Source organism: uncultured Microbacterium sp. (assembly GCF_947489255.1).
Taxonomy (GTDB): Bacteria; Actinomycetota; Actinomycetes; order Actinomycetales; family Microbacteriaceae; genus Microbacterium; species Microbacterium phycohabitans.
Map to the genome: position 1 here is coordinate 370071 of NZ_CANLCY010000003.1, position 25887 is coordinate 395957.

The 25887-nt window shown below is 70.3% G+C and carries 21 protein-coding genes; 9 read left to right on the forward strand and 12 right to left on the reverse strand.

Annotated features, from left to right (window positions below; translation table 11 throughout):
- Positions 1 to 135: 135 nt before the first annotated feature.
- The 3 genes from Q0818_RS09080 to Q0818_RS09090 form a co-directional block, all read right to left on the reverse strand.
- Positions 136 to 2190 carry a helicase HerA-like domain-containing protein gene (locus Q0818_RS09080; RefSeq protein WP_298873744.1) on the reverse strand — a complete coding sequence of 685 codons (2055 nt, stop codon included), beginning with the start codon at positions 2188 to 2190 and terminating at the stop codon, positions 136 to 138.
- Between the two features lie 10 nt (positions 2191 to 2200).
- Positions 2201 to 2902 carry a phosphatase PAP2 family protein gene (locus Q0818_RS09085; RefSeq protein ID WP_298873746.1) on the reverse strand — a complete coding sequence of 234 codons (702 nt, stop codon included), beginning with the start codon at positions 2900 to 2902 and terminating at the stop codon, positions 2201 to 2203.
- A 184-nt stretch (positions 2903 to 3086) separates the two neighbouring features.
- On the reverse strand, positions 3087 to 4424 hold the full coding sequence (locus Q0818_RS09090) for a multidrug effflux MFS transporter (protein WP_298873747.1): 1338 nt from the start codon (positions 4422 to 4424) through the stop codon (positions 3087 to 3089).
- 232 nt (positions 4425 to 4656) lie between these two features.
- Here Q0818_RS09090 and Q0818_RS09095 point away from each other — a divergent pair, with 232 nt between their 5' ends.
- Positions 4657 to 5364, forward strand: coding sequence for a DUF3105 domain-containing protein (locus tag Q0818_RS09095; RefSeq protein WP_298873748.1), 708 nt, complete (start codon positions 4657 to 4659; stop codon positions 5362 to 5364).
- A 1-nt stretch (position 5365) separates the two neighbouring features.
- Complete coding sequence (locus Q0818_RS09100) at positions 5366 to 6037, forward strand: DUF305 domain-containing protein (RefSeq protein WP_298873749.1); 672 nt, start codon at positions 5366 to 5368, stop codon at positions 6035 to 6037.
- Positions 6038 to 6753: 716 nt separating this feature from the next.
- Here the strand turns inward: Q0818_RS09100 and Q0818_RS09105 are convergent.
- The 3 genes from Q0818_RS09105 to Q0818_RS09115 all read right to left on the reverse strand — a co-directional run bounded on the left by Q0818_RS09105 (position 6754) and on the right by Q0818_RS09115 (position 10542).
- Complete coding sequence (locus tag Q0818_RS09105; RefSeq protein ID WP_298873750.1) at positions 6754 to 7731, reverse strand: carbohydrate ABC transporter permease; 978 nt, start codon at positions 7729 to 7731, stop codon at positions 6754 to 6756.
- The gene (locus Q0818_RS09110) at positions 7728 to 8924 is read right to left on the reverse strand and encodes a carbohydrate ABC transporter permease (protein WP_298874237.1); all 1197 of its coding nucleotides are present in this window, start codon (positions 8922 to 8924) and stop codon (positions 7728 to 7730) included. Before Q0818_RS09110 ends, Q0818_RS09105 begins: the two co-directional genes overlap by 4 nt.
- 283 nt (positions 8925 to 9207) lie before the next feature.
- Positions 9208 to 10542: an ABC transporter substrate-binding protein gene (locus Q0818_RS09115; RefSeq protein WP_298873751.1), complete on the reverse strand. Its 1335-nt coding sequence runs from the start codon at positions 10540 to 10542 to the stop codon at positions 9208 to 9210.
- Between the two features lie 240 nt (positions 10543 to 10782).
- Here Q0818_RS09115 and Q0818_RS09120 point away from each other — a divergent pair, with 240 nt between their 5' ends.
- Positions 10783 to 11793 (forward strand): LacI family DNA-binding transcriptional regulator, encoded by a 1011-nt coding sequence (locus Q0818_RS09120; protein ID WP_298873753.1) that lies wholly within the window; start codon positions 10783 to 10785, stop codon positions 11791 to 11793.
- A 117-nt stretch (positions 11794 to 11910) separates the two neighbouring features.
- Here Q0818_RS09120 and Q0818_RS09125 read toward each other — a convergent pair whose 3' ends face one another.
- From Q0818_RS09125 to Q0818_RS09140, 4 genes are all read right to left on the reverse strand, one after another.
- Positions 11911 to 16518, reverse strand: coding sequence for an ExeM/NucH family extracellular endonuclease (locus tag Q0818_RS09125; protein ID WP_298873755.1), 4608 nt, complete (start codon positions 16516 to 16518; stop codon positions 11911 to 11913).
- Positions 16519 to 16818: 300 nt separating this feature from the next.
- Positions 16819 to 17205, reverse strand: a complete 387-nt coding sequence (gene rplL, locus Q0818_RS09130) for a 50S ribosomal protein L7/L12 (RefSeq protein ID WP_058232706.1) — start codon at positions 17203 to 17205, stop codon at positions 16819 to 16821.
- Between the two features lie 38 nt (positions 17206 to 17243).
- Positions 17244 to 17759, reverse strand: a complete 516-nt coding sequence (gene rplJ, locus Q0818_RS09135; protein ID WP_243499995.1) for a 50S ribosomal protein L10 — start codon at positions 17757 to 17759, stop codon at positions 17244 to 17246.
- Positions 17760 to 18204: 445 nt separating this feature from the next.
- Positions 18205 to 18606, reverse strand: coding sequence for a hypothetical protein (locus Q0818_RS09140; RefSeq protein ID WP_298873765.1), 402 nt, complete (start codon positions 18604 to 18606; stop codon positions 18205 to 18207).
- Positions 18607 to 18707: 101 nt separating this feature from the next.
- Here Q0818_RS09140 and Q0818_RS09145 point away from each other — a divergent pair, with 101 nt between their 5' ends.
- From Q0818_RS09145 to Q0818_RS09160, 4 genes are all read left to right on the forward strand, one after another.
- Entirely contained in the window at positions 18708 to 19376 is a 669-nt protein-coding gene (locus tag Q0818_RS09145) for a YqaJ viral recombinase family protein (RefSeq protein WP_298873767.1), read from the forward strand.
- Positions 19377 to 19474: 98 nt separating this feature from the next.
- Positions 19475 to 21169: an MDR family MFS transporter gene (locus tag Q0818_RS09150; protein ID WP_298873768.1), complete on the forward strand. Its 1695-nt coding sequence runs from the start codon at positions 19475 to 19477 to the stop codon at positions 21167 to 21169.
- Between the two features lie 4 nt (positions 21170 to 21173).
- Complete coding sequence (locus Q0818_RS09155; protein WP_366943139.1) at positions 21174 to 21635, forward strand: MarR family transcriptional regulator; 462 nt, start codon at positions 21174 to 21176, stop codon at positions 21633 to 21635.
- Between the two features lie 151 nt (positions 21636 to 21786).
- Positions 21787 to 22806 (forward strand): NADP-dependent oxidoreductase, encoded by a 1020-nt coding sequence (locus Q0818_RS09160; RefSeq protein ID WP_298873769.1) that lies wholly within the window; start codon positions 21787 to 21789, stop codon positions 22804 to 22806.
- Between the two features lies 1 nt (position 22807).
- On the opposite strand, the gene Q0818_RS09165 is transcribed toward Q0818_RS09160, so the two are convergent.
- Positions 22808 to 23695: a LysR family transcriptional regulator ArgP gene (locus Q0818_RS09165; RefSeq protein WP_298873770.1), complete on the reverse strand. Its 888-nt coding sequence runs from the start codon at positions 23693 to 23695 to the stop codon at positions 22808 to 22810.
- A 69-nt stretch (positions 23696 to 23764) separates the two neighbouring features.
- Between Q0818_RS09165 and Q0818_RS09170 the strand changes: the two genes are divergently transcribed.
- Both Q0818_RS09170 and Q0818_RS09175 read left to right on the forward strand, forming a co-directional pair.
- Positions 23765 to 24415: a LysE/ArgO family amino acid transporter gene (locus tag Q0818_RS09170; RefSeq protein WP_298873771.1), complete on the forward strand. Its 651-nt coding sequence runs from the start codon at positions 23765 to 23767 to the stop codon at positions 24413 to 24415.
- Between the two features lie 127 nt (positions 24416 to 24542).
- Positions 24543 to 24824 (forward strand): acylphosphatase, encoded by a 282-nt coding sequence (locus Q0818_RS09175; RefSeq protein WP_298873772.1) that lies wholly within the window; start codon positions 24543 to 24545, stop codon positions 24822 to 24824.
- A gap of 9 nt (positions 24825 to 24833) precedes the next feature.
- Here Q0818_RS09175 and Q0818_RS09180 read toward each other — a convergent pair whose 3' ends face one another.
- A complete protein-coding gene (locus Q0818_RS09180) occupies positions 24834 to 25868 on the reverse strand; it encodes a nitronate monooxygenase (protein WP_298874241.1) in 1035 nt (344 codons plus the stop codon).
- Between the last annotated feature and the right edge of the window lie 19 nt (positions 25869 to 25887).

Genomic DNA, 25887 nt, shown 5'->3' on the forward strand with positions numbered 1-25887 from the left:
CAACCTCAGCCCGAATCTGCTGCAGCAAGCGGAGGTTGCGCACATCACTGAGGTGGTGTGCACGTCAGCGCCCCCGCGCGCCTCACCGGCCCAGGCACGTCGCGGGGCCGACGCACCCACCGTCGCCGGCTGCGCTCAGCGACGCCGACTGTTGCCGAACAACCCCCGGATGACGCCGTTCACGATGCTCTTCGTCGCCCCGCGCCCGAGCAGCCCGTCGAGTCCGGGGGCGGGCGTGCTGGTGCGGCTCCGGGGCGCGGCCGTCGACTTCAGGATCCGCTCGTACTCCCGCTGCGCCTTCTTCTGCGCCTCGGCGTTGGCCTTGTCGATCGCCGCCTTCTGCTTCGCGTACTCGGCGGCGTCCGCCGCGGCCTTCTTCGCGCGCTCGTCCGCCTCGCGCGCGTCGGTGGCCGCCTGCATGCGCGCGCCGAGGATCTCGCGCGCCGACTCGCGATCGATCGGCGTCGCGTACATCGGGAACAGGGCGGATGCCGACACGGCCGAGGCCATGGCATCCGCGGTGATCGGCGACATCGACGCCCGCGGCGCGAACAGGCGCGTCCACGCGACCGGAGTGGGGGCACCCCGCTCGCTCATCACCGTGATGATCGCCTCTCCCGTGCCGAGTTCCTGCAGCACGCGTTCGAGGTCGTATCCCGAGTCGGGGTAGGTGCGCACCGAGGCCCGCAGCGCCTTCGCGTCGTCGGGGGTGAAGGCGCGGAGGGCGTGCTGCACGCGCGAACCGAGCTGCGCGAGCACGTCGCCGGGCACGTCCTTCGGCGTCTGGGTGACGAAGAACACGCCGACACCCTTCGACCGGATGAGCCGCACGGTCTGCGTGATGGCCTCGAGGAAGGCCTTCGAGGCGTCGCGGAACAGCAGGTGCGCCTCGTCGAAGAAGAACACGAGCTTGGGCTTGTCGAGGTCGCCCACCTCGGGAAGCACCTCGTACAGCTCGGCGAGCAGGTACATGAGGAAGGTGGAGTACAGCTCCGGGCGCGCGGCGACGTTCGGCACCTCGAGCAGGCTCACGATGCCCGCACCCGCGGCATCCGTTCGCAGGAAGACGGAGACATCGAGCTCGGGCTCGCCGAAGAAGGTGTCGGCGCCGGCCGCCGAGAACGCCACGAGCTCGCGCAGGATCACCCCTGCGGTCGCGGCCGACAGCCCGCCGATGCCCTTCAACTCGGCCTTGCCCTCGTCGCCCGTGAGGTACGTCAGCACGGCCCGCAGGTCGGAGAGGTCGACCAGCGCCAGACCCTTCTCGTCGGCGTAGTGGAACACCAGCCCCAGGCTCGACTCCTGCGTGGCGTTCAAGCCGAGCACGCGGCTGAGCAGGAGCGGACCGAACCCCGACACCGTGGCCCGCACCGGGATGCCGGACCCCACGTCGTCGCCGAGCGCGTAGAACTCGGTCGGGAAGGCCCGCGCCGACCACTGCTGCCCGAGCGCGGCGGTGCGTGCGGCGAGCTTGTCGCTCGGCGTGCCCGCCGCCGCCAGCCCCGAGAGGTCGCCCTTGATGTCGGCGGCGAACACGGGAACGCCGTTCTCCGACAGCTGCTCGGCCAACAGCTGCAGCGTGCGCGTCTTGCCCGTACCGGTGGCGCCCGCGACGAGTCCGTGCCGGTTCGTCATCGCGAGGGGGATGCGCACGGGGACGGATGCCACCGGCCCGCCGTTCATCAGGACGCCCAGGTCGAGGGCCGCTCCGTCGGCCGCGTAGCCGGCGGCGATCTTCGCGACCTGAGCGTCCGTGAGGGGGGCGTCGGACGCCGCGGGCGTCGAGACGCCGGACGCCGGGGAGGAGGGCGCGGATGAGGCGGGGGCCGCTGCCGCCTCCGGCGTCGCGGGCTCCGCTCCGGCGCCGTCGGCCGCACCTGCCGCCGAGTCGTCGGCCGTGACCGGCGAGTCGGATGCCGCGGGGCTCGACCGCTCCGAGGCCGTCACGGCCGGTCCCCCGGCCTGCGCCGGCCCCTCGGCCTGCGCCGCCACATCGCCGCCGTCGGCGGTCGTCGCTCCGCCGGCAGCGCGCGCCCGTGCGGCCGCCGCCGCGGCTTCGGCTGCCGCGAGGTCGGCGCGAGCGCGCGCGAGTCGGAGTTCCGCTTCGGCGGCCTCCGCCTCCGCTCTCAGCCGCGCGACCTCGGCATCGGCCGCGGAGGGGACGGAGGGCGCGTCGCCGGGCTCGCTCATGCGCGTCAGCCTACGACGAGACCGCCGGTCCGGCATCCGTTGTTCTGCGCAGACGGCGGATCGTCAGGCGATCCTCGTCACGCGCCCGCAGACGCGAGAACGCGGCGGCGAGCACGAGCGCGGCCCCCGCCCCGACGAGGGCACCGCCGGCGGTGTCCGAGAGCCAGTGGGCGTGCAGATACGTGCGGCTGAACGCCATCAGCACCACCCACGCGACGCCGACGATGCGCACCCAGGCTCGCGGGAACAGCACCGCCGCGACAACGGCGATCGTCGCGGCGTTGGCGGTGTGACCGGAGGGGAAGGAGCCGAAGTCGCTCAGGATGAGGATGTCTTCGGGACGAGCCCGCCCGAACGTGTGCTTCAGCACCTGCACGAGCAACGCGCTGCCAACCGACGCGCTCAAGAAGTACAGCGCCGACCATCGTCGTCGCGAGAGCAACAGCGCGAGCGCGCCCAGCAGCGGCACGATCAGCACCGCCGTCAGGTGCCCGCCGACCTGGTCCATGACGAGCGCGAACACGTACAGGGGCTGCGAAGGCGCAGCGGCGAAGAGCTGGTTCCACCACACGTCGATCGCGAAGGGACTGGGTCCGCGGAAGAACACCCACGCCCCCAGCCCGCAGGCCAGGGCGATGAGCACCACCCCGACGACGGCGCGGAAACGCTGCGGACGCATGTCGAGCACGTCCTCGGTCGCGGTGGCATCCATCGCCTCATGATGCCGCGTCGCGGGCGCCGGCGGAACGGTCGACGCGCCGACCGCGCGTCCTGCTACTGTTCGCGATTCCGCGGCGCACGGGTCAGGGCGCGCGGTCCTCCACTCCGCGCGCGTCAGGGGGCGAGACGCTCCACCTCGCGCGCGTCCGGGCGCAAGACGCTCCACCTCGCGCGCGTCAGGGCGCGAGACGCTCCACCGTGCGCGGGCGCACGAGCAGCCACAACGACAGCACCCCGATCGCCGCGCATCCGACCATGACCGACGCCATGGTCGTGGCGGTGATGCCCGAGCCCGCGGCGAGCAGGCCCACGACGGGCGAGATGATCCCCGCGACGCCGAAGTTGGCCGCACCGATGATCGACTGCGCCGTGCCGGCGGCCTTGCCGTGCCGGTCGAGCGCGAGCACCTGCGCGCACGGGAACGTGAAGCCGCACGCCGTCATGAAGAAGAACAGCGGGATGACGGTCCCCCACAGTCCCAGACCCAGTTGATCCGTGACGACGATGGCGCCGCCCGCGATCACCAGCACCGCGGTCGACACCGCCAGCACCCACTGCGGGCCGAAGCGCGCCGCCAGCCGCGAGGCGATCTGCACACCCACGACGACGCCGACGGAGTTGACCGCGAACAGCACGCCGTACTGCTGCGGATTGAAGCCGTAGGTCACCTGGAACAGGAACGAGGATGCCGACAGGTACGAGAACAGTCCGCTGAAGGCCATCGCACCGATGATGAGAACGCCGATGAAGACGCGGTCGCGGAACACGCTGCCGTAGCGCTGCCATACCGTGCTGGACCCGGGTCCGCCGCGTCGGGCGGGCGGAAGCGTCTCGGGCACGAACAGGATCGCCGACACGAGCATGACCGCGCCGTAGACGGCGAGCACCACGAAGATCCCGCGCCAGTTCATCACCAGCAGCAGGGCGGATCCGGCGAGAGGGGCGAGCACGGGCGCGACCCCCGACACCATCGCCATGCGCGAGAGCATCACCACGAGCCGTTTGCCGCCGAAGAGGTCGCGGATGATCGCGGCGGCCACCACGCCGCCCGCGGCGGCCCCTGCGCCCATGAGCACGCGCGCCACGGAGAGCGTCCCGAGGGTGGGGGCGAGGGCGGCGAAGATGCTCGCCGCCACGTGCAGCGCCGTCACCGACAGCAACGGGATGCGGCGGCCGACCTTGTCGCTCAGCGGTCCGACGATCAGCTGCCCGAGGGCGAAGCCGATCATCGTGCCGGTGAGGGTGAGCTGGATCGCGGCGGCGGTCGTCTGGAAGTCGGCCTCGAGCACCGGGAAGGCCGGCAGGTAGAGGTCGATGGTGAACGGGCCGAGGGCCGTCAGCGCGCCGAGCACGATGATGTACAGCACGCGGCGCGAGGCGGGGATCGAGTCGCCGGGGTGCAGCACGATCGGCGCGGTCGCGGGGTTCTTGCCCAGCGCACGGATCGCGCCGGTGGTCGTCGGCACCGAGTGGGACGACGTCGGGATGACGGGGTGGGAGGCAGTATCGAGCACGCGTCTGATTTCGTTTCGCAACACGGACAGCCCGGCGCGAGCCGGGCTGAGAAAAAGGGGGGATCGTCGAACCTCGAATCGATTCGACATCGTCATACTACCGTGACTCCCCCGTCGGCCACCATCCCGGCTCGGGGTTTCCTCCCAGGCCAGCGGCCCATTCATCCGAATAGTCTGGACAGGTCGGCGGATGCCGATGTGTCCCGCCCCGAAGAGAGACTGAACACAGCGCATGACCTCCCCCTCCGACAAGCGAGCGAGCGGCAACCCCGCGAAGCAGGCCCAGATCGACCTCACCGTCAAGCAGCAGCGCGAGCAGAAGCGCCAGGAGAAGCTCGCCGAATACCAGAAGCAGGTCGCGAAGCGTGAGCGCGGCAAGCTCGTCTGGTGGGTCGTCGGCTCCACGGCGGCTCTCGCCGTGATCGGCCTCGTCGTGGCATCCTTCGCCTTCGCCCCCGCCGCGCCCACCAGCTACCAGGCCGGCAACAGCACGGGCCGCGAGATCGAGGGCGTGCAGACCTTCGAGAACCGCTCCGACCACGTGCAGGGCGCCGTCACGTACGAGCAGACGCCCCCGGCCGGCGGCCCCCACAACCCCTACTGGCTGAACTGCGGCGTCTACACCGAGCCCCAGCAGAACGAGAACGCCGTGCACTCGCTCGAGCACGGGGCCATCTGGATCACGTACAACCCCGACGAGGTCGACGAGGCCGGGATCGACGCGCTCAAGGCCGTCATGCCCTCCAGCTACGCGCTGCTCTCGCCCTACCCCGGTCTCGACACCCCCGTCGCCGTCAGCGCCTGGAACCACCAGCTCAAGGTCGACGACCCCAGTGACCCGCGCATCGGGGAGTTCTTCACGGAATACTGGCGCAGCCAGAACGCCCCCGAGCCGAACGCGTCGTGCTCCGGCGCGATCGACGGACCGGGCAAGGCCTGACGTGAGCGACGACACCCCGGTCGCGCGTCCCGCGGCCCGGTGGGCCGTCGTCGCCCTCGTCGCCGTCGCCGTGATGGCCGTCGCCTTCGCGATCGGACGCTTCACCGCGTTCGGCGCGACGGCGGCGCCCGCCCACCCCTCCGACACGTCGGCCGAGGCCGGCTTCGCGCGCGACATGCAGGTGCACCACACGCAGGCGGTGCTCATGGCGATGGAGATCTACCGCAAGACCTCGGACGACGAGCTGCGCACCCTCTCGTACGACATCGCCACGACGCAGTCGGGTCAGCGCGGCGAGATGTTCGGGTGGCTGGTCGAATGGGGGCTCCCCCAGGCCTCGAGCCAACCGCTCATGACGTGGATGGAGAAGTCCGACGCGCACAGCCACGGCGACACCGCGGCCAAGACGCAGGAGGAACTGCTGAGCGAGATGGGCATGGCCACCGACGCCCAACTCGACGAACTGCGCAGCGCGCAGGGCCAGCCCGCGGACTGTCTCTTCCTCGACCTGATGATCCACCACCACGAGGGCGCGATCCCCATGGCCCAGGCCGTCATCGAGCTCGGAGACGACGCGCGCGTGAAAGAGGTCGCCGGCGCGATCGTCACCGGCCAGTCCGCCGAGCTCGACGCGATGCGCGACATCCAGTCCCGCCTCGCCTGCAGCGCCTGACCGCCCCCACCCCGCGCCCGCCCGCGCGGTGACCGCCCCACGCCTCGCCTCCCGCCGCGCCTCGCGCCGTGCCCGCCCAGCCCTTCGATAAACGCCATTCGTCGCGAGACACGCGGCCGCACGACGTGTCTCGCGATGGATGCCGTTTCTCGCGGCCCGCGCGGGGCGACGCCCCGTGACACCGGCCTCCGCACCGCGCAGCGGCACGCGCACCGGCATCCGCACCGCGCACCGGCATCCGCACCGCGCACCGGCATTTGCACCGCGCACCGGCATCCGCACCGCGCAGCGGCATCCGCCCGTGCGTCCCCTCGCGCCCCGCGTCGCCCGGCCCCGCGCCGCCCGTCCCCGCTCCCCAGCGACGGCCCCCGCCCCGGCGATCCCCGCCCACCCGGCGGCGATAAACGCCATCCCTCACGAGACACGCGCCCGCACCGTGTGTCTCAACACGGACGCCGTTTCTCGCGGCCCCGCGACGCCATCACCGCGCGCCGCCGGCATCCCCCACCGCGTGTCTCAACACGGACGCCGTTTCTCGCGGCCCCGCGACGCCGTCACCGCGCCCCGCCGGCACCCCCCACCGCGTGTCTCAACACGGACGCCGTTTCTCGCGGCCCCGCGACGCCGTCACCGCGCGCCGCCGGCATCCCCCGTTCCCGCACGTAAGAGGGGCACGGCGCCCTCCCGGATGCCGTGCCCCTCGCGTCGAACGGACCTCAGCCCTTCGTCGCACCCGCCAGCAGGCCCCGCACGAAGAAGCGCTGCAGCAGGAAGAACACGATCAACGGCACGAGGATCGAGATGAACGTTCCCGCCGACTGCAGGAACCACTGGTCGCCCCAGGTCCCCGACAGCGAGTTGAGCGATTGCGTCAGCGGCAGCGACGACGATGGCGCGAAGATCGTCGCCACGAGCAGGTCGTTCCACACCCAGATGAACTCCAACACCGCGAAGGATGCCAGGGCGGGGGCCGCGAGCGGGAGGATCAGGCGGAAGAAGATCTGCCCGTGCCCTGCGCCGTCCACGCGCGCCGCCTCGATGACCTCGGCCGGGATCTCCGCGATGAAGTTGTGCAGCAGGAAGATGGCGAGCGGCATCGCGAAGATGACGTGCGCGATCCACACGGTGGCGAAGCTGTGCTCCACCCCGCGCAGGTCGAAGCCCGGGAAGATCGTCACCTCGTTGATCGTGAGTCCCCGCGAGAACAGGCTCAGCAGCGGCACGAGGGCCATCTGCAGCGGCACGATCTGCAGCGCGAAGATGAAGATGAAGAAGAAGTTGCGACCCTTGAAGTCGATCCACGCGAACGCATACGCGATGAGCGAGGCGATCGCCAGCGCGAACAGCACCACCGGGATGGTGATGGCGAGCGAGTTGAGGAACGACTGCGCGAGCGTCAAGGCGGTGCCGCCCGACGTCAGGGCGAGCCGGTAGTTCTCCAGGGTGAACGACGGGTCGGTGAAGACGGTCCACCACCCGGTCGACTGCGTGTCCGACCCCGGCCGGAACGAGGTGATGAACAGACCGAAGGTCGGGATCGTCCAGAAGAACGCGATCACGATCGCCGCGATCGTCGCGCCCTTCGAGGTCAGGCGCTTGCGCGCCATCGCCTCGTGCTTGCGGGTGTCGCGGGCGACCTGGCGGGCCGAGCGCGTGTCGGTGGTGGGCTCGAGCACCACGGTGGAGGTGGTCATCGCACTTCCCTCTGCTTCCGGATCTGGCGCACGTTGAAGATGATCAGCGGCAGCACGAAGAGGAACAGCACCACGGCCAGCGCTGCGGAGTGCCCGTAGCTCTGGAACCGCTGCTGCTGGTTGACCATCTCGAAGGCGAGCACGGTCGAGTCGTTGCGGCCACCGGTCATGACGGCGACGATGTCGTAGATCTTCAGGGCGCCGATCGCGATCGTGGTCAGCACGACGATGAGCGAAGAGCGGATGCCGGGGACGGTCACGTTGATGAACCGCTCCCACGCGCTGGCGCCGTCGAGTTCGGCCGCTTCGTTCTGCTCCGGTGGGACCGCCTTGATCGCGGCGGAGAGGATGACCATCGCCAGGCCCGTCTGGCTCCAGATGAAGACCACCACGAGCAGCAGGGTGTTGATCAGCGGCGAGGCCGACAGCCACGAGATCGGCTGGCCGCCGAACGCGGTGACGATCGCGTTCAGGATGCCGAGCTGGTCACCCTGGCGGAAGTCGTAGACGAACTTCCAGATGATGCCTGCTCCGACGAACGAGATGGCGAAGGGCATGAAGATGAGCACCTTCAGGTACTTCTCCCCCGCAGCCCGGTCGATGAACACCGCGTAGGCGAGGCCGATCGCCGTGGCGATCGTCGGGGCGAGCAGCACCCAGATGAGGGTGTTGATGACCGACCAGAAGCCTTCGGGGTTCGTGAAAGTCCAGATGTAGTTCTCGAAGCCGACGAAGTTGTCGCCGGTCTTGTCGAAGAACGACTGGAAGAACGTCGTGATGGCCGGGTAGACGAGGCCGATCAGCAGCAGGATCGCCGCGGGGGCCGCGAACAGGATCAGCTGAAAGAGATAACCGGCGCCCTGGCGGGAGCGGTAGTCGGCATAGAACAGGATCGCGCCGAGGATGACCGCGATGCCGAGCACGTAGATGACCGCGTTCTGGTACGGACGCAGCAGCATGAACGCGAGGATCGGCACGGCGAAGCACGCGACCAGGCGCAGCCAGAAGTAGCCCTTGCCCGAGCGGGGCGCGTACTCGATGAGGAGCAGGAGCAGTCCCACGACCGCCCCGAAGACCACCAGAACGAGCGGAATCTGCATGATCGGGCTCAGCCCGCCGAGCCAGATGAAGAAGCTGTTCAGGGAGAAGCCGAGCGTGGTCGGCTTGGTGTCCGCGGGAGCGCGCGTCACCATGAAGAGGAAGAGCGCCACCACCAGGATGAGTCCCACCACCACCACGAGCAGAGTGGTGCGGTTCCTGGCCGCGGAGCCGCGCGACGCGGGCTTGCCCCGGCCGGACGGCGGAGGCGACGCCGCCGGCGTCGTCTCCGCGTTCTTGATATCGGTCATGACGTCCCTCCCGAACACGCCTTCGTGCTCATCGATGAGTGCCCGTGTGGAGCTTGGGGCGGATTATGAGTATGGACCCGGATGGGCCGCCCGCGTCGCGGGCGGCCCATCTTTCGGTCGGCGTCGATCAGTTGTCGTAACCGGCCTGGATGTTGCTGAGCACCTCGTCGGTCGGGGTGCCGTCGATCCAGCTGACCATGCCCTTCCAGAACGAACCGGCACCGACGGTGGCCGGCATCAGGTCGGAGGCGTCGAAACGCAGGGTGGTGTTCGGGTCCTGCAGCGTCTTCATCGCCTCGGTGAGGAACTCGCTCGAGGCGAGCGAGGGGTCCGCGCCCTTGTTGGCGGAGATCACGCCGCCGAGCTTGACGCGGGCGTCGGCGAACTCGGGCGTCGACATGAACTCGACGACCTTCTGCACGCTCTCGTCCTCGGAGAAGGCCGCGACGAACTCGCCGCCACCCTCGACCGCCAGCTCGCCTTCCTTGACGCCCGGGAGCAGGAACGCGTACACGTCGCCGTCGGGGGCGATCGTGGGCGTCTCGCCGGCAGCGTTCTTGACCGTGAGGAAGTTCGCGGAGAGGAACGACGCCTGATGCGTCATCGGGCAGCTGCCGTCGGCGACCTTGGCGGCGACGTCGGCGAACGCGGTGGAGTTGATGCTCTTGACGTCACCGAAACCGGCGTTGACGTACGAGGGGTTGAGGAGGATCTCACCCACGGCGTCGAACGCCTGCTTGATCTGCGGGTCGGTGAACTTGACCTCGTTGGCGACCCACTGGTCATACACGTCGGGGCCGGACTGGCGCAGGACCATGTCCTCGATCCAGTCGGTTCCGGGCCAGCCGGAGGCCGCGTCGGAGGCGAAGCCGGCGCACCAGGGGGCGGCGCCGGTCTTCTGCTGGATGGTCTGCGTGAGCGTCATCAGCTCATCGAAGGTCTTGGGGACCTCGACGCCCCACTCCTTGAACTTCGCCGGCGAGTACCAGACGTAGCCCTTGAGGTTGGCGAGCATCGGAGCGGCGTAGAACGTGCCGTCCTCGGTTCCGTACGACTTCCAGTCCTCGCCCCAGTACTCGTCGACGTTCGACGAGACGGCGTCGGACGCCTTCTGCACCTCGCCGGTGCCGATGAGGGTCTTGAGCAGACCCGGCTGCGGGACGATCGCGATGTCGGGGGCGTCGCCACCGGACACCTTCGTCACGATGTTGCCCTCGAAGCTCTTGTCGCCCGTGTAGACGACCTTGATGCCGGTGTCCGCGGTGAACTGCTCGAAGCTCTGGTTCAGCGCGTCGGCCTCGGTGCCGGTGATACCGCCGGCGATGCGCACGGTGGTCTCTCCGCTGCCCGATCCGCCGCCCGATCCGCTGCTGTCACCCTCGGCGCAGCCCGCGAGAGCGATCGCTCCGACCGCCAGCAGTCCGACGGGAGCCAGCAGGCGATACCGCTGTGACATACCCATGTGGTCTCTCCTCTTTGAGTTCGGTGGTGCATCGGGCCCCTTAGGGAACCGATTCCAGGCAACCGTAGAGGCAATCCACAAGAGTTGCAACACGCGTCAGGTCACGAACCGATAACTAGCGGAATCATGCGGCGAACCGTCGTTTCACCCGCAAGGAACCGGTTCCACTTTCGCGGGATGTCGGATACTCTTCTTCGACGTCGACATTGGCGTCGACACGTGACGAGGAAAGACCAGCGCATGAGCGGAATCGCCGAGGTGGCACGCCTGGCGGGCGTGTCGAAATCGACGGCCAGCCGCGCTCTCACGGGCGGCGGCTACGTCTCCGACGGCACACGACAGCGTGTCGCCGACGCCGCGGCATCCCTGGGATACGTCCCCTCCACGAGCGCGGTCAGTCTGGCCACCGGGCGCACGCGGACCATTGCGCTCATCGTCCCCAAGGTCAATCGCTGGTACTTCGGTTCGATCGTCGAGGGCGTGGAGCGCACGCTCATCCCCCTCGGCTACGACGTCACGCTGTACGTCGCTGAACCGGGGTCGCGAGACCGCGAGAGCCTGTACTCCACCTACCTCGCGCGCAAGCGGTTCGACGGCATCATCGCGGTGGCTCTCGAGCCCGACGACGCCGACCTGGAACGCCTCGCCAACATCGGCAAGCCCGTCGTCAGCATCGGCAACGCGCTCTCCGGCGTCCCGACCCTGGGTCTCGACAACATCGCCATCACCCGCATCATCACGCAGCACCTGATCGCGCTCGGACACACCGACATCGCCTTCGTCGGCAGCACTCCCCCCACCGACGCCCCGGCCAAAGACGTCGACGAGCGCTCGATCGGCTACCGCAACGCGATGAACGACAACGGTCTCGCCGTACGCATCCGCAGTGTGCCGTCGACCCTCACGATCACCGACGCCTACGCCGCGGCCGCGTCGTTCCTCGCCGACGCCGCCTCGCGCCCCACCGGGGTGGTCGCCGCGTGCGACGAGGTCGCCATCGGCGTCATCATCGCCGCACGGCGGATGGGCATCTCGGTTCCGACCGAGCTCAGCGTCGTCGGCATCGACGGCCACGACTACGCCGAGATGTTCTCGCTCACCACGATCGAGCAGTTCCCCCAGGCACAGGGCGTCGAGGCCACGCGCATGCTCGTGCGGATGATCGAGGGCACCGGCGAGGTGCCCCGGCGCACCGAGGCCGACACGCGTCTGGTCGTGCGCTCCACGACCGCTCCCCCGCGCACCTCCTGACCCGCCGGCGCCCGGTTCCCGCCCCGCTTCCTGACGGGCGCACGCGAGTGCCGCCGCTGCAACTACGGAGGACCCGGATGCCGTGGCATCCGGGTCCTCCGTTCCTTCAGTGTGCGATCACTCGATGCGGTGCAGCGAGCTGCGGCGACGAACAGCCAGACCGAGGCCGAGCAGAGCCAGGGCGGCGAGAACGCCCGCCCCCATCCACGCGGTGTCGGTGCCGGTCACGGGAAGCGCACCGGAGCCGCCGGGAGCGCTGCCGCCCGCATCCGCTCCGTCGCCGGCGCCCGATCCCGCGCCCGAACCGTCACCCGCGGCCGCGTCGGTGACGCGCAGCGGCACGGTCACCGTCGCGCCCGACGCCGTGGTGAGGGTGACATCGACGACGTCCGGCGCATCCGTCGGCACGTCCAGCGCGATCTGCGCCGCGCCGTCGACGACCGGGAACGACACCGGGGCTCCCCCTCCGACCGTCGCGGTCACCTCGGTCGTGAGCGGGCTGCCGAGCGAGGTCAGGTCGAGACCCGACACCGTGAACGCGGCCTGCGCACCCCGGCTCGTCTCGGCCGGCACACCCTGCACCTGGGCCGAGCGAACCGCGAAGTCGGGGCTCAATCCCGGGTTCTGCTGCAGGTAGGCGATCCACCCGTCGCGGTCGATGAGACCCGAGTCGCGGGAGTCGGTGCCTTCGGCGAAAACCGAGAACGCGTCGCCGCCCTGCAGCAGGAAGCTGAAGGAGCCGACCCGGTAGGTGGCGGCCGGATCGATCGCCGCACCGTCGATCCATACGCCCGTGATGCGCTCGCCCGCGGGCCGCGCGGCGTCGTAGGTGTAGCGCACGTTCTCCGAGACGCCCAGGGCGAGGGTGGCCTCGCGACCCGCCGCATCGCCCCACTGCTGCTCGAGGAGGCGGCGCACCTGGTCTCCCGTCAGCGCCGTGGTGCCCAGGTTGTTGACGAAGGGCAGCACCGCGTTCGCCTCGGCGAAGGTGATGACCCCGTCGTCTCCGCGCAGGAGTTCGGCGCGCAGACCGCCCGGGTTGACCACGGTGATGTCGGCGCCGCCGCGAGCGGGGTCGCTGAGGGTCGCCAGCAGCGCATCGGCGACGAGTGAGCCGAGCGCCGAGGGCCGCGACCGGTCGTCGCGCTTGCCGCCCGCGTAGACGCCGTCGACGTAGGCCCCACCGGTGAAGGCGGTGGTGATGTCGGCGTCGACCGAGCCCACCGGCTGCGATCCGACGCGGTCGGCGTCGGCGAGCGCCGCGGCGACGATGTCCGCCACCTCGGCCACGCGCGGGTATCCGGCGATGAGCTCGGCGTCGAGGGCCGCGCTGTTCTCGGCCGTCTTCCCCGGGTCGCCATCGACGACCTCGCCCGCGAGACGCGGCACGTTGCGGGCGGTGTGCCCCACGACCTCGCCGCTCTCGCGGTCGACGCTCAGCACGATCTGGCCGATGTTCTCGCCGTAGCTTCCGGTCTGCAGCACCGGTCGCGTGCCGTCCGTGCCGGGGACCGGTGCATCCCAGACGTACTCCTCGTGGGTGTGCCCCGTGAAGATCGCGTCGACGTCGGCGTCCGTCTCGTCCACGATGCGCTCGAACGCGCCGCCCGCGGCGAGCGCGTCGTCGAGCGACCCGCCCTTCGCGGCTCCCTCGTGGTACTCGGCGACGATCACGTCGACCTGGTCGCGGATCTCGGCGACCACGCGGTTGACCTCGGCCACCGGCTCGCGGAACTCCACGCCGCTGATGCCACCGGGTGTCACGAGCGAGGCCGTCTCCTCGGTGACCGCACCGATCACGCCGACCCGAAGGCCGTCGACCTCGAAGATCTCGTAGCCGGGGAGCAGCGGCTCGCCGTTGCGGTAGACGTTGGCCGTCAGGTACGGGAAGTCGGCGAGATCGCCGACCCGGCCGACGAGGTCGTCGGCGCCCTTGTCGAACTCGTGGTTCCCGACCCCGGATGCCGCCAGGTCGAGCGCATTCAGCACGTCGATGGTCGGCTTGTCACCGGCATTGGAGGAGGCGAACAGCGACGCACCGATGTTGTCGCCGTTGGAGAGGAACAGCGTGTCGTCCTCGCCGCCCTCCGCGCGGAGCGACTCGATCGTGAACGCGAACTTCACCGTGTTGGCGTCGATGCGGCCGTGGAAGTCGTTGATGTTGAGCAGGTTGAGCTCCGTCGTCGACGACAGGTCGAGACCCACGACCACGGGGTCGTGGTCGCTGGAGCGGTACGGGGACTCGTCGTAGAAGTTCAGCGCGTTGTAGTTGAAGCGGCTGTACTCCAGGGCGAGCGCCTCGACGGCGTTGATGTTCCAGATGTCGACGCCGGTCACGAGCTCGCGCGCCGAGGGCGAGGCGAGCACGTGGTCGAGCGACCCCGACTGCCCGCTGAACGAGTACGAGTACTTGCCCGTTCCCGCCTCCAGCGGCTCGAAGCCGAACGAGCGCAGGGTCTCGATCGGGTCCTCCTGCGTGTAGGCGTTGAAGTCGCCGAGCAGGAAGACGTCGTCGGTTCCGACCGCCGCCGACCGCTCCGCGGCGAAGGCTCCGAGGGCCTGCGCCTGGCGCACGCGATCGCCGTTGAAGGCGCCCTGGATGCCGTTGGCGTTGTCGCCGGTCGCCGCGGGACGGCTGTCCCCCTTGGACTTGAAGTGGTTCACGATCGCGAGGATCTTGGCATCCGCGTCGTCGACGGGGGCGAAGGCCTGGGCGAGCGGCTGCCGGGCGTTCGAGAAGGCCGGGTCGTCCAGGATGACGCTGTCGCCGATCGGGGCGACGACGGCCTTCTTGTAGATGAAGGCGGTACGGATGACGTCCTCCGACGCCGGAAGGTCCGCCGGCGAGGGCACGAAGGTCCACTCCTCGGCATCCAGCGCCGCATTGAGGGCGTCGACGAGGGTGGACAGGGCGTCGTCGCGGTCCTTGCCGAAGACGGCCGAGTTCTCGATCTCCTCGAGCGAGACAACGTCGGCGCCCAGCCCGTTCACGGCGGCGACGATCTTGGCCTGCTGGCGGGCGAGGTTCACCGCGTCCGCTGCTCCGCGGGGGCCGGGATCGGGGCAGGTGTCGGCCGTGATCGGGTTGCCCTCACGGTCGTCGTAGGTCGAGGTGCACCCGACGCTCTCCGCCGTGGTGGTGAAGTAGTTGAGCACGTTGAAGCTCGAGATCTTCACCGAGCCGCCGACCGGCTCCGGGGCCGCCGTGCGGGTGTTCGCGAAGGTCGCGGGCTGCACGGTCGCGGCGTTGTCGACGGTCAGCTGCTGAGTCGGCTGGAACTTCCAGGCGTTGTTGCGGTAGTCGAGGATCACCGGACGCGTGAAGGTCACGGCGGCACCGACGCGCACGGGGTCGGTCAGCGACACGTACGGGAGCGGGACGTCCTGCGCGGTGGTGAGGAAGTTCAGCGAGGCACCGTCGTCGAGCACGACGGCGCGGGCCTTGTTGGCGGCGACGGCCGCGGCGTAGTCGGGTGTGTCGGGACGCGCCACGTCGGTCGGCGTGCGCAGCGGGGTCGTGCCCGCCGCCAGCCCCACCTCGGCGTACTGGTTCGTCGAGTAGCTGTTCGTCACGGTGAAGTCGCCCTGCGGCGCCAGCAGCATGCCCTCGAAGCGCTCGCGCTCCTCGTCGTTCTTCGGCCACGTGATCTCCGCGGGGGCGACCGGGGCGGCCTCCTCGGTGAGGACGCGGACACTGGCGGCGTCGGCGGTGAGCTGCGTCTGTCCGGAGAACTCGCCCGCGGTTCCGGTCACCTCGACGTGGTCGCCGATGGCGACGGATGCCGCGGCGTCGGAGCCGTAGACGAAGATCGCGTCGGAGGCGGTGTGGGTGGCGACGTCGACCGCGCCTCCGGTTCCCTCCGTCTGAAGGAAGAAGCCGTTGTAGCCGCCGGTCGGGTACGCGGCGGTCACGACGCCGCGGGTGGTGACCACGGTGCCGTCGAGCGGTGTCGTCGCACCGGTCCCCTGGATCTCGCGGATCGGGGTGACCTCGCCCGGGACGGGGGTCGTCGGAGAGGGTGAGGGCTCCTCGGTCGGCTGCGGCTCGGGGGCGGCTCCCCCGGACCCCTGCGGCGTCACCGTCGCGGTGTTGGTGAAGTCGGCGGAGTTGTCATCCGTGTCGACGAAATCCGTGCGCACGAGGGAGTTCGGGGTGCCGTTCGGGCCGTCGACGACGGCCGGGGCGGTTTCGAAGCTCACGCCGGCGCCGTAGCCCAGGAAGTCGACGACGCGGTCGTCGTCGACCGAACCGGCGGGCAGAGCGAGCGGCTCCGTGACGTCGGCGAGGAAGAGCTGTCCGGTCGTCCCCGACGGGTTCAGCCCCGCGCTGGTGGCATCGGCGGCGGGCAGAGGGGCACCGACGTCTCCGTTGCCGTTGCCGGGGAGCGCGATGAGGTAGTAGCCGCCTGCGGCGATCGATCCGCTGAGCGCCTGAGTGTTCGCGCCGGAGGGTGCATCGACGTTGGAGGCGGAGCGGTACTGCAGCGACCAGCCGGTCAGGTCCTGCGCGGTGTCGCCGGCGTTGTACAGCTCGACGAACTTCTTCGCGTACGGCGCGCCGGCGCTCCCGCCCTTCAGGTAGGCCTCATTGATCACCACCTTCGCGCCGTCGGCCGCGAAAGCGGGCAGGGGGGCCAGGGCGGAACCGAGCAGAGCGGCGCCGAGGGCGGCGCTGAGAGCGGTCGTGAAACGGCGCGCGGGCGCGCCGGATGAAGCGATGAGCATGGGTCTCCAGGTACCGACGCACGAGTGGACGCGTGAACGAGATCGACGTCGGATGGGGGGATCGACGGGGGGGGTGTTCTCAACGACCGTAAACGATGCCCATACCTTTTTCCCAGACTTCTTTCGTTTCCATTCGGTGAATTCCGGTTCCGCAGCAGCGGACACCCGGTTCCACGGCGCGCGAGGGACCACGGTGTCCCACATCGGCACGTCGCCGCGTCGCGGCGGAGACGACAGAACCCCGGATGCCGATCGGCATCCGGGGTTCTGGGTGTCGCGAAAGCGACGGTGTGTCTGAAATTACTTCAGGGTCACCGTGGCGCCGGCGGCCTCGAGGGCCTCCTTGGCCTTGTCGGCGGTCTCCTTGTTCGCGCCCTCGAGCACGGCCTTGGGAGCGCCATCGACGACGGCCTTGGCCTCGCCGAGGCCGAGCGAGGTGAGCTCGCGGACGACCTTGATGACCTGGATCTTCTTGTCACCGGCAGCCTCGAGGACGACGTCGAACGAGTCCTTCTCCTCGACCTCTTCGGCGGGGGCGGCGCCACCGGCGGCGGGGCCGGCCACGGCCACGGGGGCGGCAGCGGTGACGTCGAAGGTCTCCTCGAACGCCTTGACGAACTCGGACAGCTCGATGAGCGTGAGCTCCTTGAACGCGTCGAGCAGCTCTTCGGTGCTGAGCTTAGCCATGTTGTATCTCCTTGATCGGGTTAATCAGCCGGGCCGGGTCAGGCCGCGGTGTCCTGCTTCTCGCGCAGCGCGTCGACCGTGCGAACGGCCTTCGACGGAAGCGCCTGGAAGACGTATGCCGCCTTGGTCATCGTCGCCTTCATCGCGCCGGCGAGCTTCGCCAGCAGGACTTCACGGCTTTCGAGATCGGCGAGCTTGTTGACCTCATCCGCGGTCAGAGCGGCGCCATCGAAGTAGCCGCCCTTCACCACGAGCTGAGGGTTAGCCTTGGCGAAGGCACGCAGGCTCTTCGCGACGGCGACGGGGTCGCCGTGCACGAACGCAATGGCGGACGGGCCCTTGAGCTCGTCATCCAGTCCCGTGACCCCCGCGTTGGACGCGGCGATCTTGGTCAGCGTGTTCTTCACCACGGCGTAATCCGCGTCCTGACGGATGTCGTTGCGCAGCTGCTTGAGCTGGGCAACCGTCAGACCGCGGTACTCGGTCAGCAGAACGGCGGTCGAGTTCTCGAAGTTCTTCGTGAGCTCGGCGACCGATGCATCCTTCTGCGCCATGGCCACTCCTTGTGTGTACGAGGCGCTCCGCGGAGGCGGGGCGCCGGCCGAAGACACCGGGGTCCGGACAAAAAAGAAGAGCTCCGGCGCAGGCGCACGGAGCTCAGAAGAGTTTCGTTTACCTGCGTAGGTCCCCTGCTTTTCAGCAGACGCTTCGATCGACATGCGAGCACGACGATGACCGACGGTCTTTGGCTTGGTCATTACTGTACCCGACCCTCGCGCCGCGCGCCAATCCGCCCGCGCACCGCCCCGCCCTCGCGCCCCGCCCTCGCTGCCGCCCACCATCACCATCGACGGCGACCCGATGCCGCTCGGCGGGCGGCCGCCCGACATGTGCGGCGCGGTCGACGTAGACACCGGACTGAAGACGCGGGCAGCGGCCCTCCCCTGACGCCAGCGTGAGCGCGTGGGCGCCGGTCCTCCCGCCGCAGGGTGGGCGCGCCTACGACACCCGCGGCTCCGGTAGCAGCGCCTGGGTCATCCGCACGATGCGCGACGGCGTGCGAGCGCCGAGCCACACCGTGCACACCGGCGCCTCGCCGCACGCCCACTCGGCGCACCAGGCGTGGATGGCCTGCGCCAGACGCTCGCCGCGCGGACGGAGCTCGCCCTCGAGCGCGCGATCGAGCCAGCTCACCCGCCCGTCCCCCGCGTCGATCACGCCGACCTGGTCCGATCCGCACACCTCGACCACGACGGTGAGGTGCGCGACCGGAGACAGGGCGGCGGCGATGCGTCGCATCTCCGGCACGTTCTGCGCGTCTCCCCCGAGGAGCACCGCACCTTCGAGGTCGCGCCAGAGGCCGCCGTCGGGGCGACGCAGCATCTCGGGCTTCGCATCCATGCGAACAACTTAGGTCACCCTTACCTCGCGGACAAGACCCGGATGCCGACGCGCCGGGGCTCGCATGCGCTCCACGGCCGGACGGGGTTAGGGTCGAACGCATGTCCCCCGAGCTCGTCGCGTCGCGCAGCGCCGACCTCGACGCTCGCATCGTCGCCGATTCCCGTGATCGCGTCGCCTGGATCCGGGCCCGCTCGCGCGGGATCACCGCCACCGACGTCGCGGCACTCACCAGCGCCAACGCCATCTCGCGAGCAGCGGATGCCAAGCTCATGGGCTCGAACTTCTCGGGCAACGCGTTCACGGCCCACGGCCGTCGACGCGAGCCCGAGATCGCCGCCTGGGTGGCCGCGACGCACGGCATCCGCCCCTCGTCGGCACTGTATCACGCGGTCGTCGAGAAGAGGCACCTCGCGACCCCCGACGGTGTCGTCGTCGACGGGGAGGGTCGCGTGATCCTCGCCGAGATCAAGACCACCAACAAGGCGTGGCGCTCGATCCCCAAGACGTACATGCGCCAGATCTGGTGGCAGCAGCACGTGCTCGGCGCCGAGCGCACGCTCGTGGCCTGGGAGCAGCACGACGGCTTCGTCCCCCTGCACGACGAACCGCGCTGCCAGTGGATCGAACGCGATGAGCGCGAGATCGCCAAGCTCGTGGGCCTGGCCACCTCGCTCATCGACGAGCTCTACCGCCGCACCATGCAGGCGCGCCAACCGGTGCGACCGGAACCCACCGAGAGGTATCGCGCTCTCGCGCTCGTCGATTAATAGTTGACGCAAGTCAAGCAACAGGCGTATCGTTGACATCAGTCAACTAATCGCGCCAGCGTCGTCGCGGCATCCATCCCCCTTTCGTGGAGTTCCGCATGACCACCATTTCCCCCGAGACCGTCGCGCCGCGGCGCGTGCTCCCGGCCCTCATCGGGCTGCTGCTCGGCACGTTCGTGTCGATGCTCGCCTCGACCGTCGTCTCGACGTCGCTGCCCGTCATCGTGCACGACCTGTCGGGCGACCAGAACGCCTACACCTGGGTCATCACGGCGACCCTGCTGACCACCGCGATCTCCACCCCCATCTGGGGCAAGCTCGCCGACCTGTTCAACCGCAAGGTGCTCATCCAGGTCGCGATCGCGATCTTCGTGCTCGCCACCGCCGCCGCCGGCTTCTCGCAGAACACCGACATGCTCATCGGCTTCCGGGCCGTTCAGGGCCTCGGCGCCGGTGGCCTCGCGGCCCTCAGCCAGGTCATCATGGCCGACATCATCAGCCCGCGCGAGCGCGGTCGCTACATGGGCCTCTTCGGTGCCGTCATGGCCGTGGCCACGGTCGGCGGCCCCCTCCTCGGCGGTGTCATCACCGATGCGTTCGGCTGGCGGTGGAACTTCTTCGTCGCCCTCCCCTTCGCCGTCGCCGCCCTGCTCATCCAGCAGCGCGCGCTGCACCTGCCGGCGCGCGCGAAGCGGAAGGTCAAGATCGACTACCTCGGCATCGTGCTGCTGTCGGCGGCCGTATCTCTGCTGCTCATCTGGGTGACCAACGCGGGCAGCACGTTCGAGTGGGCCAGCACCGAAACGCTGCTGATGGTCGGCGGAGCCGTCGTCGCCGCGATCCTCTTCGTGGTCGTCGAGCTGCGCTCGTCGGAGCCCCTCGTGCCGCTCAACCTCTTCCGCGACGCCACCTTCACCCTCGCCACGATCGCCTCGATCGCGACCGGCCTGGCGATGTTCGGCACCTCGGTCTTCCTCAGCCAGTACATGCAGATGGCCCGTGGCGCCACGCCCACCGAGGCCGGCGTCATGACCATCCCGATGATCGGCGGGCTCCTGGTGTCGTCGATCGTCGTGGGCGCGCTCATCTCGCGCTTCGGGCACTGGAAGCCCTTCCTCATCGCGGGAGGCGCCCTGCTCATCGCGGGATCGTTCCTGCTGTCGACCATCCACTACGACACCAACTTCGCACTCGTCTCGATCTACATGGCTCTGCTGGGCGCCGGCGTGGGCATGACGATGCAGAACCTGGTGCTGGTCGTGCAGAACACCGCGAACCCCACTCAGATGGGTGCGGCGAGCTCGGGAGTGACGTTCTTCCGCAGCCTCGGCGGCACGATCGGCGTCTCGGTCATGGGTGCGGCGCTGGCGAGCATGGCGACGAGCCTGTTCACCGACCGCGCCGACGACCTGAAGACCGCGATCATGGGGCTCGGCGAGAAGGGCGCAGCCGTCGCCCAGTCGCTGCAGTCGGGTGCGATCCCGCAGGTCTCGACGCTGCCCGAGAGCGTGCGCGTGATCGTCGAGGACATCTACGCCCAGTCGATCGCGCACTCGTTCCTCATCGCCGTGCCCGTCGCCGTGGTGAGCCTCATCGCGATCCTGTTCCTGCCGAACCGCCCGCTCACCCGCATGACGACCACGGAGCGCGTCGCCGCGAGCGAGGCCGACTTCGCCACGGTCTCGGTGCCCGAGGGCATGGCGACGCTCTCCGCGACCGGAACCGTGCCGACGCAGGATGCCGCATCCTCGCGCCGTGCGCGCCGAGACGCCGGGATGGGAGAGGATGTCTGACGTGATGAGCGACGTGGACGATGACCGCCGTGAGGCCGTGCAGGCCCTGGAGTCGTCGTTCTCCGAGCTCATGACCGTGTTCCGCCGCTTCGTCTCCGAGGCGGCGGAACGGGTCAGCCCCGGGATGCTCCCGGCCACGTTCAAGGCGCTGTCGGTGGTCAGCCGCTTCGGCCCGCTCACCCTCTCGGCTCTGGCCGAGCGGCTCGCCGCCGACAAGGGATTCCTCAGCCGCTCGATCACCGAGCTCGAGGATCTCGGGCTCGTGACCCGCACGCCCGACCCGAACGATCGCCGCTCGCGTCTCATCGCGGTCACCGAGCTCGGGCACAGCCGCCTCGCCGACGCCCGCGCCCCGCACGAGAGCCGGTTGTTCGACGCGATCGCCGACTGGTCGATCGACGACATCCGCCACCTGTCGACCCTGCTGCACGCCCTCGCCGTCGGCGAGGTCCCCGCACGCGGCTGAGCGGCCCGATCGTCGAGGCCCCTGACGCGGGGTGTCCCCGGCTTCGCGACACGGTGACCGAGGTGTAACACCGTCGAGACAATGGCGCGCTTGACTGTGGAGACCGCGGCGGAGCCGCCGCGACACCGCCGCACGCGAGAGAGAGCGCCCGATGAGATTCCGATCGACGCGTCCCGAGGCCGCCCTCCACCCCGCTCCGGCGGTTCCCGAGACCATGGATGCCGTGGTCCTCGACGAGCCGGGGTCGGCCGAGACCCTCCGCGTCGATCAGGTCGCGGTGCCCACCCCGGTCCTCAGCGAGGTCCTGGTGCGCGTGGTGGCCGCGGGAGTGAACCCGATCGACGCGAAGACCCGCGCGGGCCGCGGAATGTCGTCGGCGATCGACTCGTGGCCGGCGGTTCTCGGTCTCGACGTCAGCGGGGTCGTCGTGCGGGCGCCGTTCGATGCCCACCCGTTCCCCGCCGGCACCGAGGTCTACGGCATGGCGGCTGTTCCGCGCACCTCGGGGACCTACGCGGAGTACGTCGTCGTGCCCACGCTCTCGCTCGCTCGCAAGCCCGTCTCCCTCTCGCACGTCGAGGCCGCGGGCGTGCCCGTCGCCGCGCTGACCGCGTGGGGGATCGTCGTCGAGACCGCCCTCGCCCACCAGGGGCAGCGCATCCTCATCCACGCCGGGAGCGGAGGCGTCGGTCACTTCGCCGTGCAGTTCGCCGCCTACTTCGGTGCCCACGTGATCGCCACGGGCTCGCCCCGCAACCTCGACTGGCTGCGCGAGCTGGGCGCGGCGGAGGTCGTCGACTACACCTCCACGCGCTTCGAAGACGTCGTCGGCACCGTCGACGTGGTCATCGACCTGATCGGCAACGTCTCCGACGACACCGGCACCCGATCGCTCGACGTGCTGCGACCCGGCGGGCTCCTGATCGAGGTGCCCACCGGTGCATGGCCCGGCTTCCGCGAGGCGGCCGCGGTACGCGGCATCCGTTCCACCGACTTCAAGACCATCCCCGACGGGGGCGCCCTGGCCACGATCGGGCGCCTGCTGGATTCGGGCGCCGTGCGCGTGTACATCGAGCGCGTGTTCGACCTCGACGAAGCGGGGCAGGCGCACGCCGCGATCGAGCGCGGACACACGCGCGGCAAGGTCGTGCTGCGCGTCAGCGACGACTGAGTCAGACTCCCGCGAGACGGCGGCGCCCCTCGGACACCACCTCCTCGGCCACGAGATCGAGAAGGGGCGACGTGAGGTTCCACTGCTGCCAGTAGAGCGGCACGTCGATCGCGTCGTCCGCGAGACGCACGAGGGTGCCGGCCTCGAGGCCCGGCGCGGACTGGAATCCGGGCAGGAGCCCCCACCCCAGGCCCAGTTCGATCGCGGTCGCGAAATCCTGCGAGGCGGGAACGCGATGGCGCGGAGGGTCCCCCGCGGCCACCCCTCGACGGGCGAGCCACTGCGTCTGCAGATCGTCGCGGCGGTCGAAGTCGACCAGCGGTGCCCTCGAGAGGGCCTCGGCATCCGCTCCGCCCGCGAACCAGCGCGCGGCGAACCCCACCGTCGCCACGGGCTCGTAGCGGAGGATGCCGAGGGGGCGCACGCGGCAGCCCGCCACCGGCGCTTCGCGCGAGGTCACCGCCGCCATCACCGTTCCCGACTCGAGCAGCCCCGCGGTGAAGTCCTGGTCGTCGCGGTGGAGGTCGAACACGACCGCGTGCGCGGCCGCCACCCGGGCCAGGGGCGGGAGGAACCACGTCGCGAGCGAGTCGGCGTTCACCGCGAGCGGGAGGGAGGCGGTGGCCCCGCCCTCCGCCCCGATCGCCGTCAGGGCGTCGTGCTCGAGGAGGGCGAGCTGGCGCGCGAGACGGACGACGGCGTCACCGGCCTCGGTCGTGCGCACCGGCTTCGACCGCACGAGCACGACCCGGCCCACGCGGTCCTCCAGCGCGCGCAGGCGCTGGCTCACCGCCGACGGGGTGATGTGCAGGCGACGGGCCGCGGCATCCAGGGTGCCCTCCTCCACGACGACGGCGAGGGTGCGGGCGAGATCGAGCGGGATCGACATGAAGCGATGCTAACGGTGATTCAGAATCCTGAGCTGGTCTGCCGATCACTCCGGGCCTACCGTCGGAACGTGCTCGCCTCTCTGCTCGCCGGACTCGGCCTCGGTTTCTCGCTCATCATCGCCATCGGGGCGCAGAACCTGTTCGTGCTGCGCCAAGGCGTACGCCGCGAACACCTGGTCGCGGTGGTCACCGTGTGCGCGACCTCCGACGCCGTACTGATCCTGCTGGGCGTGTCGGGCATCGGCCTCGTGCTGCAGGCGGTGCCGTGGCTGCTCGTGGTGGTGCGGTGGGCGGGGGCGGCCTTCCTGCTCGGCTACGCCGTGCTCGCGGCCCGCCGCGCGCTGCGCCCGAGCGGGCAGACGCTGAGCGTCGGAACCGCAGCATCCCCTCCGATCCCGGATGCCGGTGGCACGGCGCTTCGGACCCGCACGACGCTCGCGACGACCGTGCTGACGTGCCTCGCGCTCACCTGGCTCAACCCCCACGTGTACCTCGACACCGTGTTCCTCCTCGGCTCCGTCGCCTCGACCCACGGGGACGGTCGCTGGGCCTTCGCCGTCGGTGCGTGCCTGGCGAGCCTGGTGTGGTTCACCGCGCTCGGCTTCGGCGCGCGCTACCTCGGCAGGTGGCTCGACACCCCGCGGGCATGGCGCATCCTCGACGCGCTGATCGCCGTGGTCATGGTCGCGATCGCCGTTTCGCTCGTGCTCCCGCACTGACCGGTACCGCGTCGCCCCGGGGCCCGATACTCCCCGCGCGTCGGGACGTTCGGGGCGGGATCCGACCACTCGACGCGAAACGCCGCCTGTCCCCCGCGCCCGTCGTCGACGCGACGACAATGGACGGATGCGAACAGTGACGATCACCGTGACCGGCCGCGTGCAGGGCGTCGGCTTCCGCTGGGCGCTGCGGGCCGAGGCGCAACGCCTCGGCACGCGGGGCTGGGTGCGCAATCGGAGCGACGGTGCCGTCGAGGCGCTCGTCGCGGGTGACCCCGACGCGGTCGAGGGCGTCATCGCGTGGGCGCACGAGGGACCGCCGTCGTCTCGGGTCGCCGATGTCGACGTGCTCGAGAGCGGGGAGTCCGTGGACGTGCCCGAGGGCTTCGAGATCCGCGAGACCGTCTGAGGCGACGCCCTAACCCGGCAACCCGGCCCGCAGCTCGGCGAGCACCTCGCCGGCGTCGTCGAGGCGGCTGAGCCCGGCGGCCTGCCCGGCCCACAACGACACCAGCTCGCCATCACCCGACGCGGTCGCCGCCGCACGGAACACGCCCGTGAGCCAGTTCTGCGCCGGGAACGGCGCGATCATCCCCGAGGCCTCGATCTCGCGCACCGCCCGGTTCGGGATGCCACGCGCCAGCCGACCGCTCATGGCCCGCGTCAATCGCGTGTCGGTGTCGGACGCGGCGGCGATCGCGGCGCGATGGCCGGCCGTCGCGGCGGACTGGCGCGTGCGGAGGAACGCGGTGCCCACCTGCACCCCCTCGGCGCCGAGGGCGAACGCCGCCGCGACTCCGCGACGATCGGCGATCCCGCCCGCGGCGATGACCGGCGCGGCGACGGCGTCGACCACCTGCGGCACGAGGGCGAAGGTCCCCACGAGCGAGGCGGCGGGATCCGCCAGGAACGAGACCCGGTGCCCTCCCGCCTCCGCTCCCGTCGCCACGATCGCGTCGACGCCCGCCGCGTCCAGTGCACGGGCCTCGGCGACCGAGGTGGCCGTGCCGATCACGGCGATCCCCCGCTCGTGCGCGCGCACCAGGGTCTCGGCATCCGGGACGCCGAAGACGACGCTCAGCACATCCGGTCGCGCCTCGAGAACGGCGTCGAGCTGCGCGGCGAAGGGCGGGACGAACTCCTCGGGCGGAGAGGGCACGGGCACGCCCGCCTCGTCGAACAGCGGACCGGCGGCGTCGAGGAACGGCCGCACGTCGACGTCGTCCGGGGCGACCTCGTCGCCGCGCGGCATCCACAGGTTCACCGCGAAGGGGCGCGTCGTCGATCGGCGCAGTCGGTCGATCGTGTCGCGGATGCGAGCGGGGGCGTAGCCGTAGAGCCCGAACGACCCCAGTCCCCCTCCGTCGCTCACCGCCGCGGTCAGCTCGATCGACGACAGTCCGCCGAACGGGCCGAGGACGATCGGCAGATCGATGCCGAGCGCGGTCTGCAGGCGGTTCACCCTCCCAGGG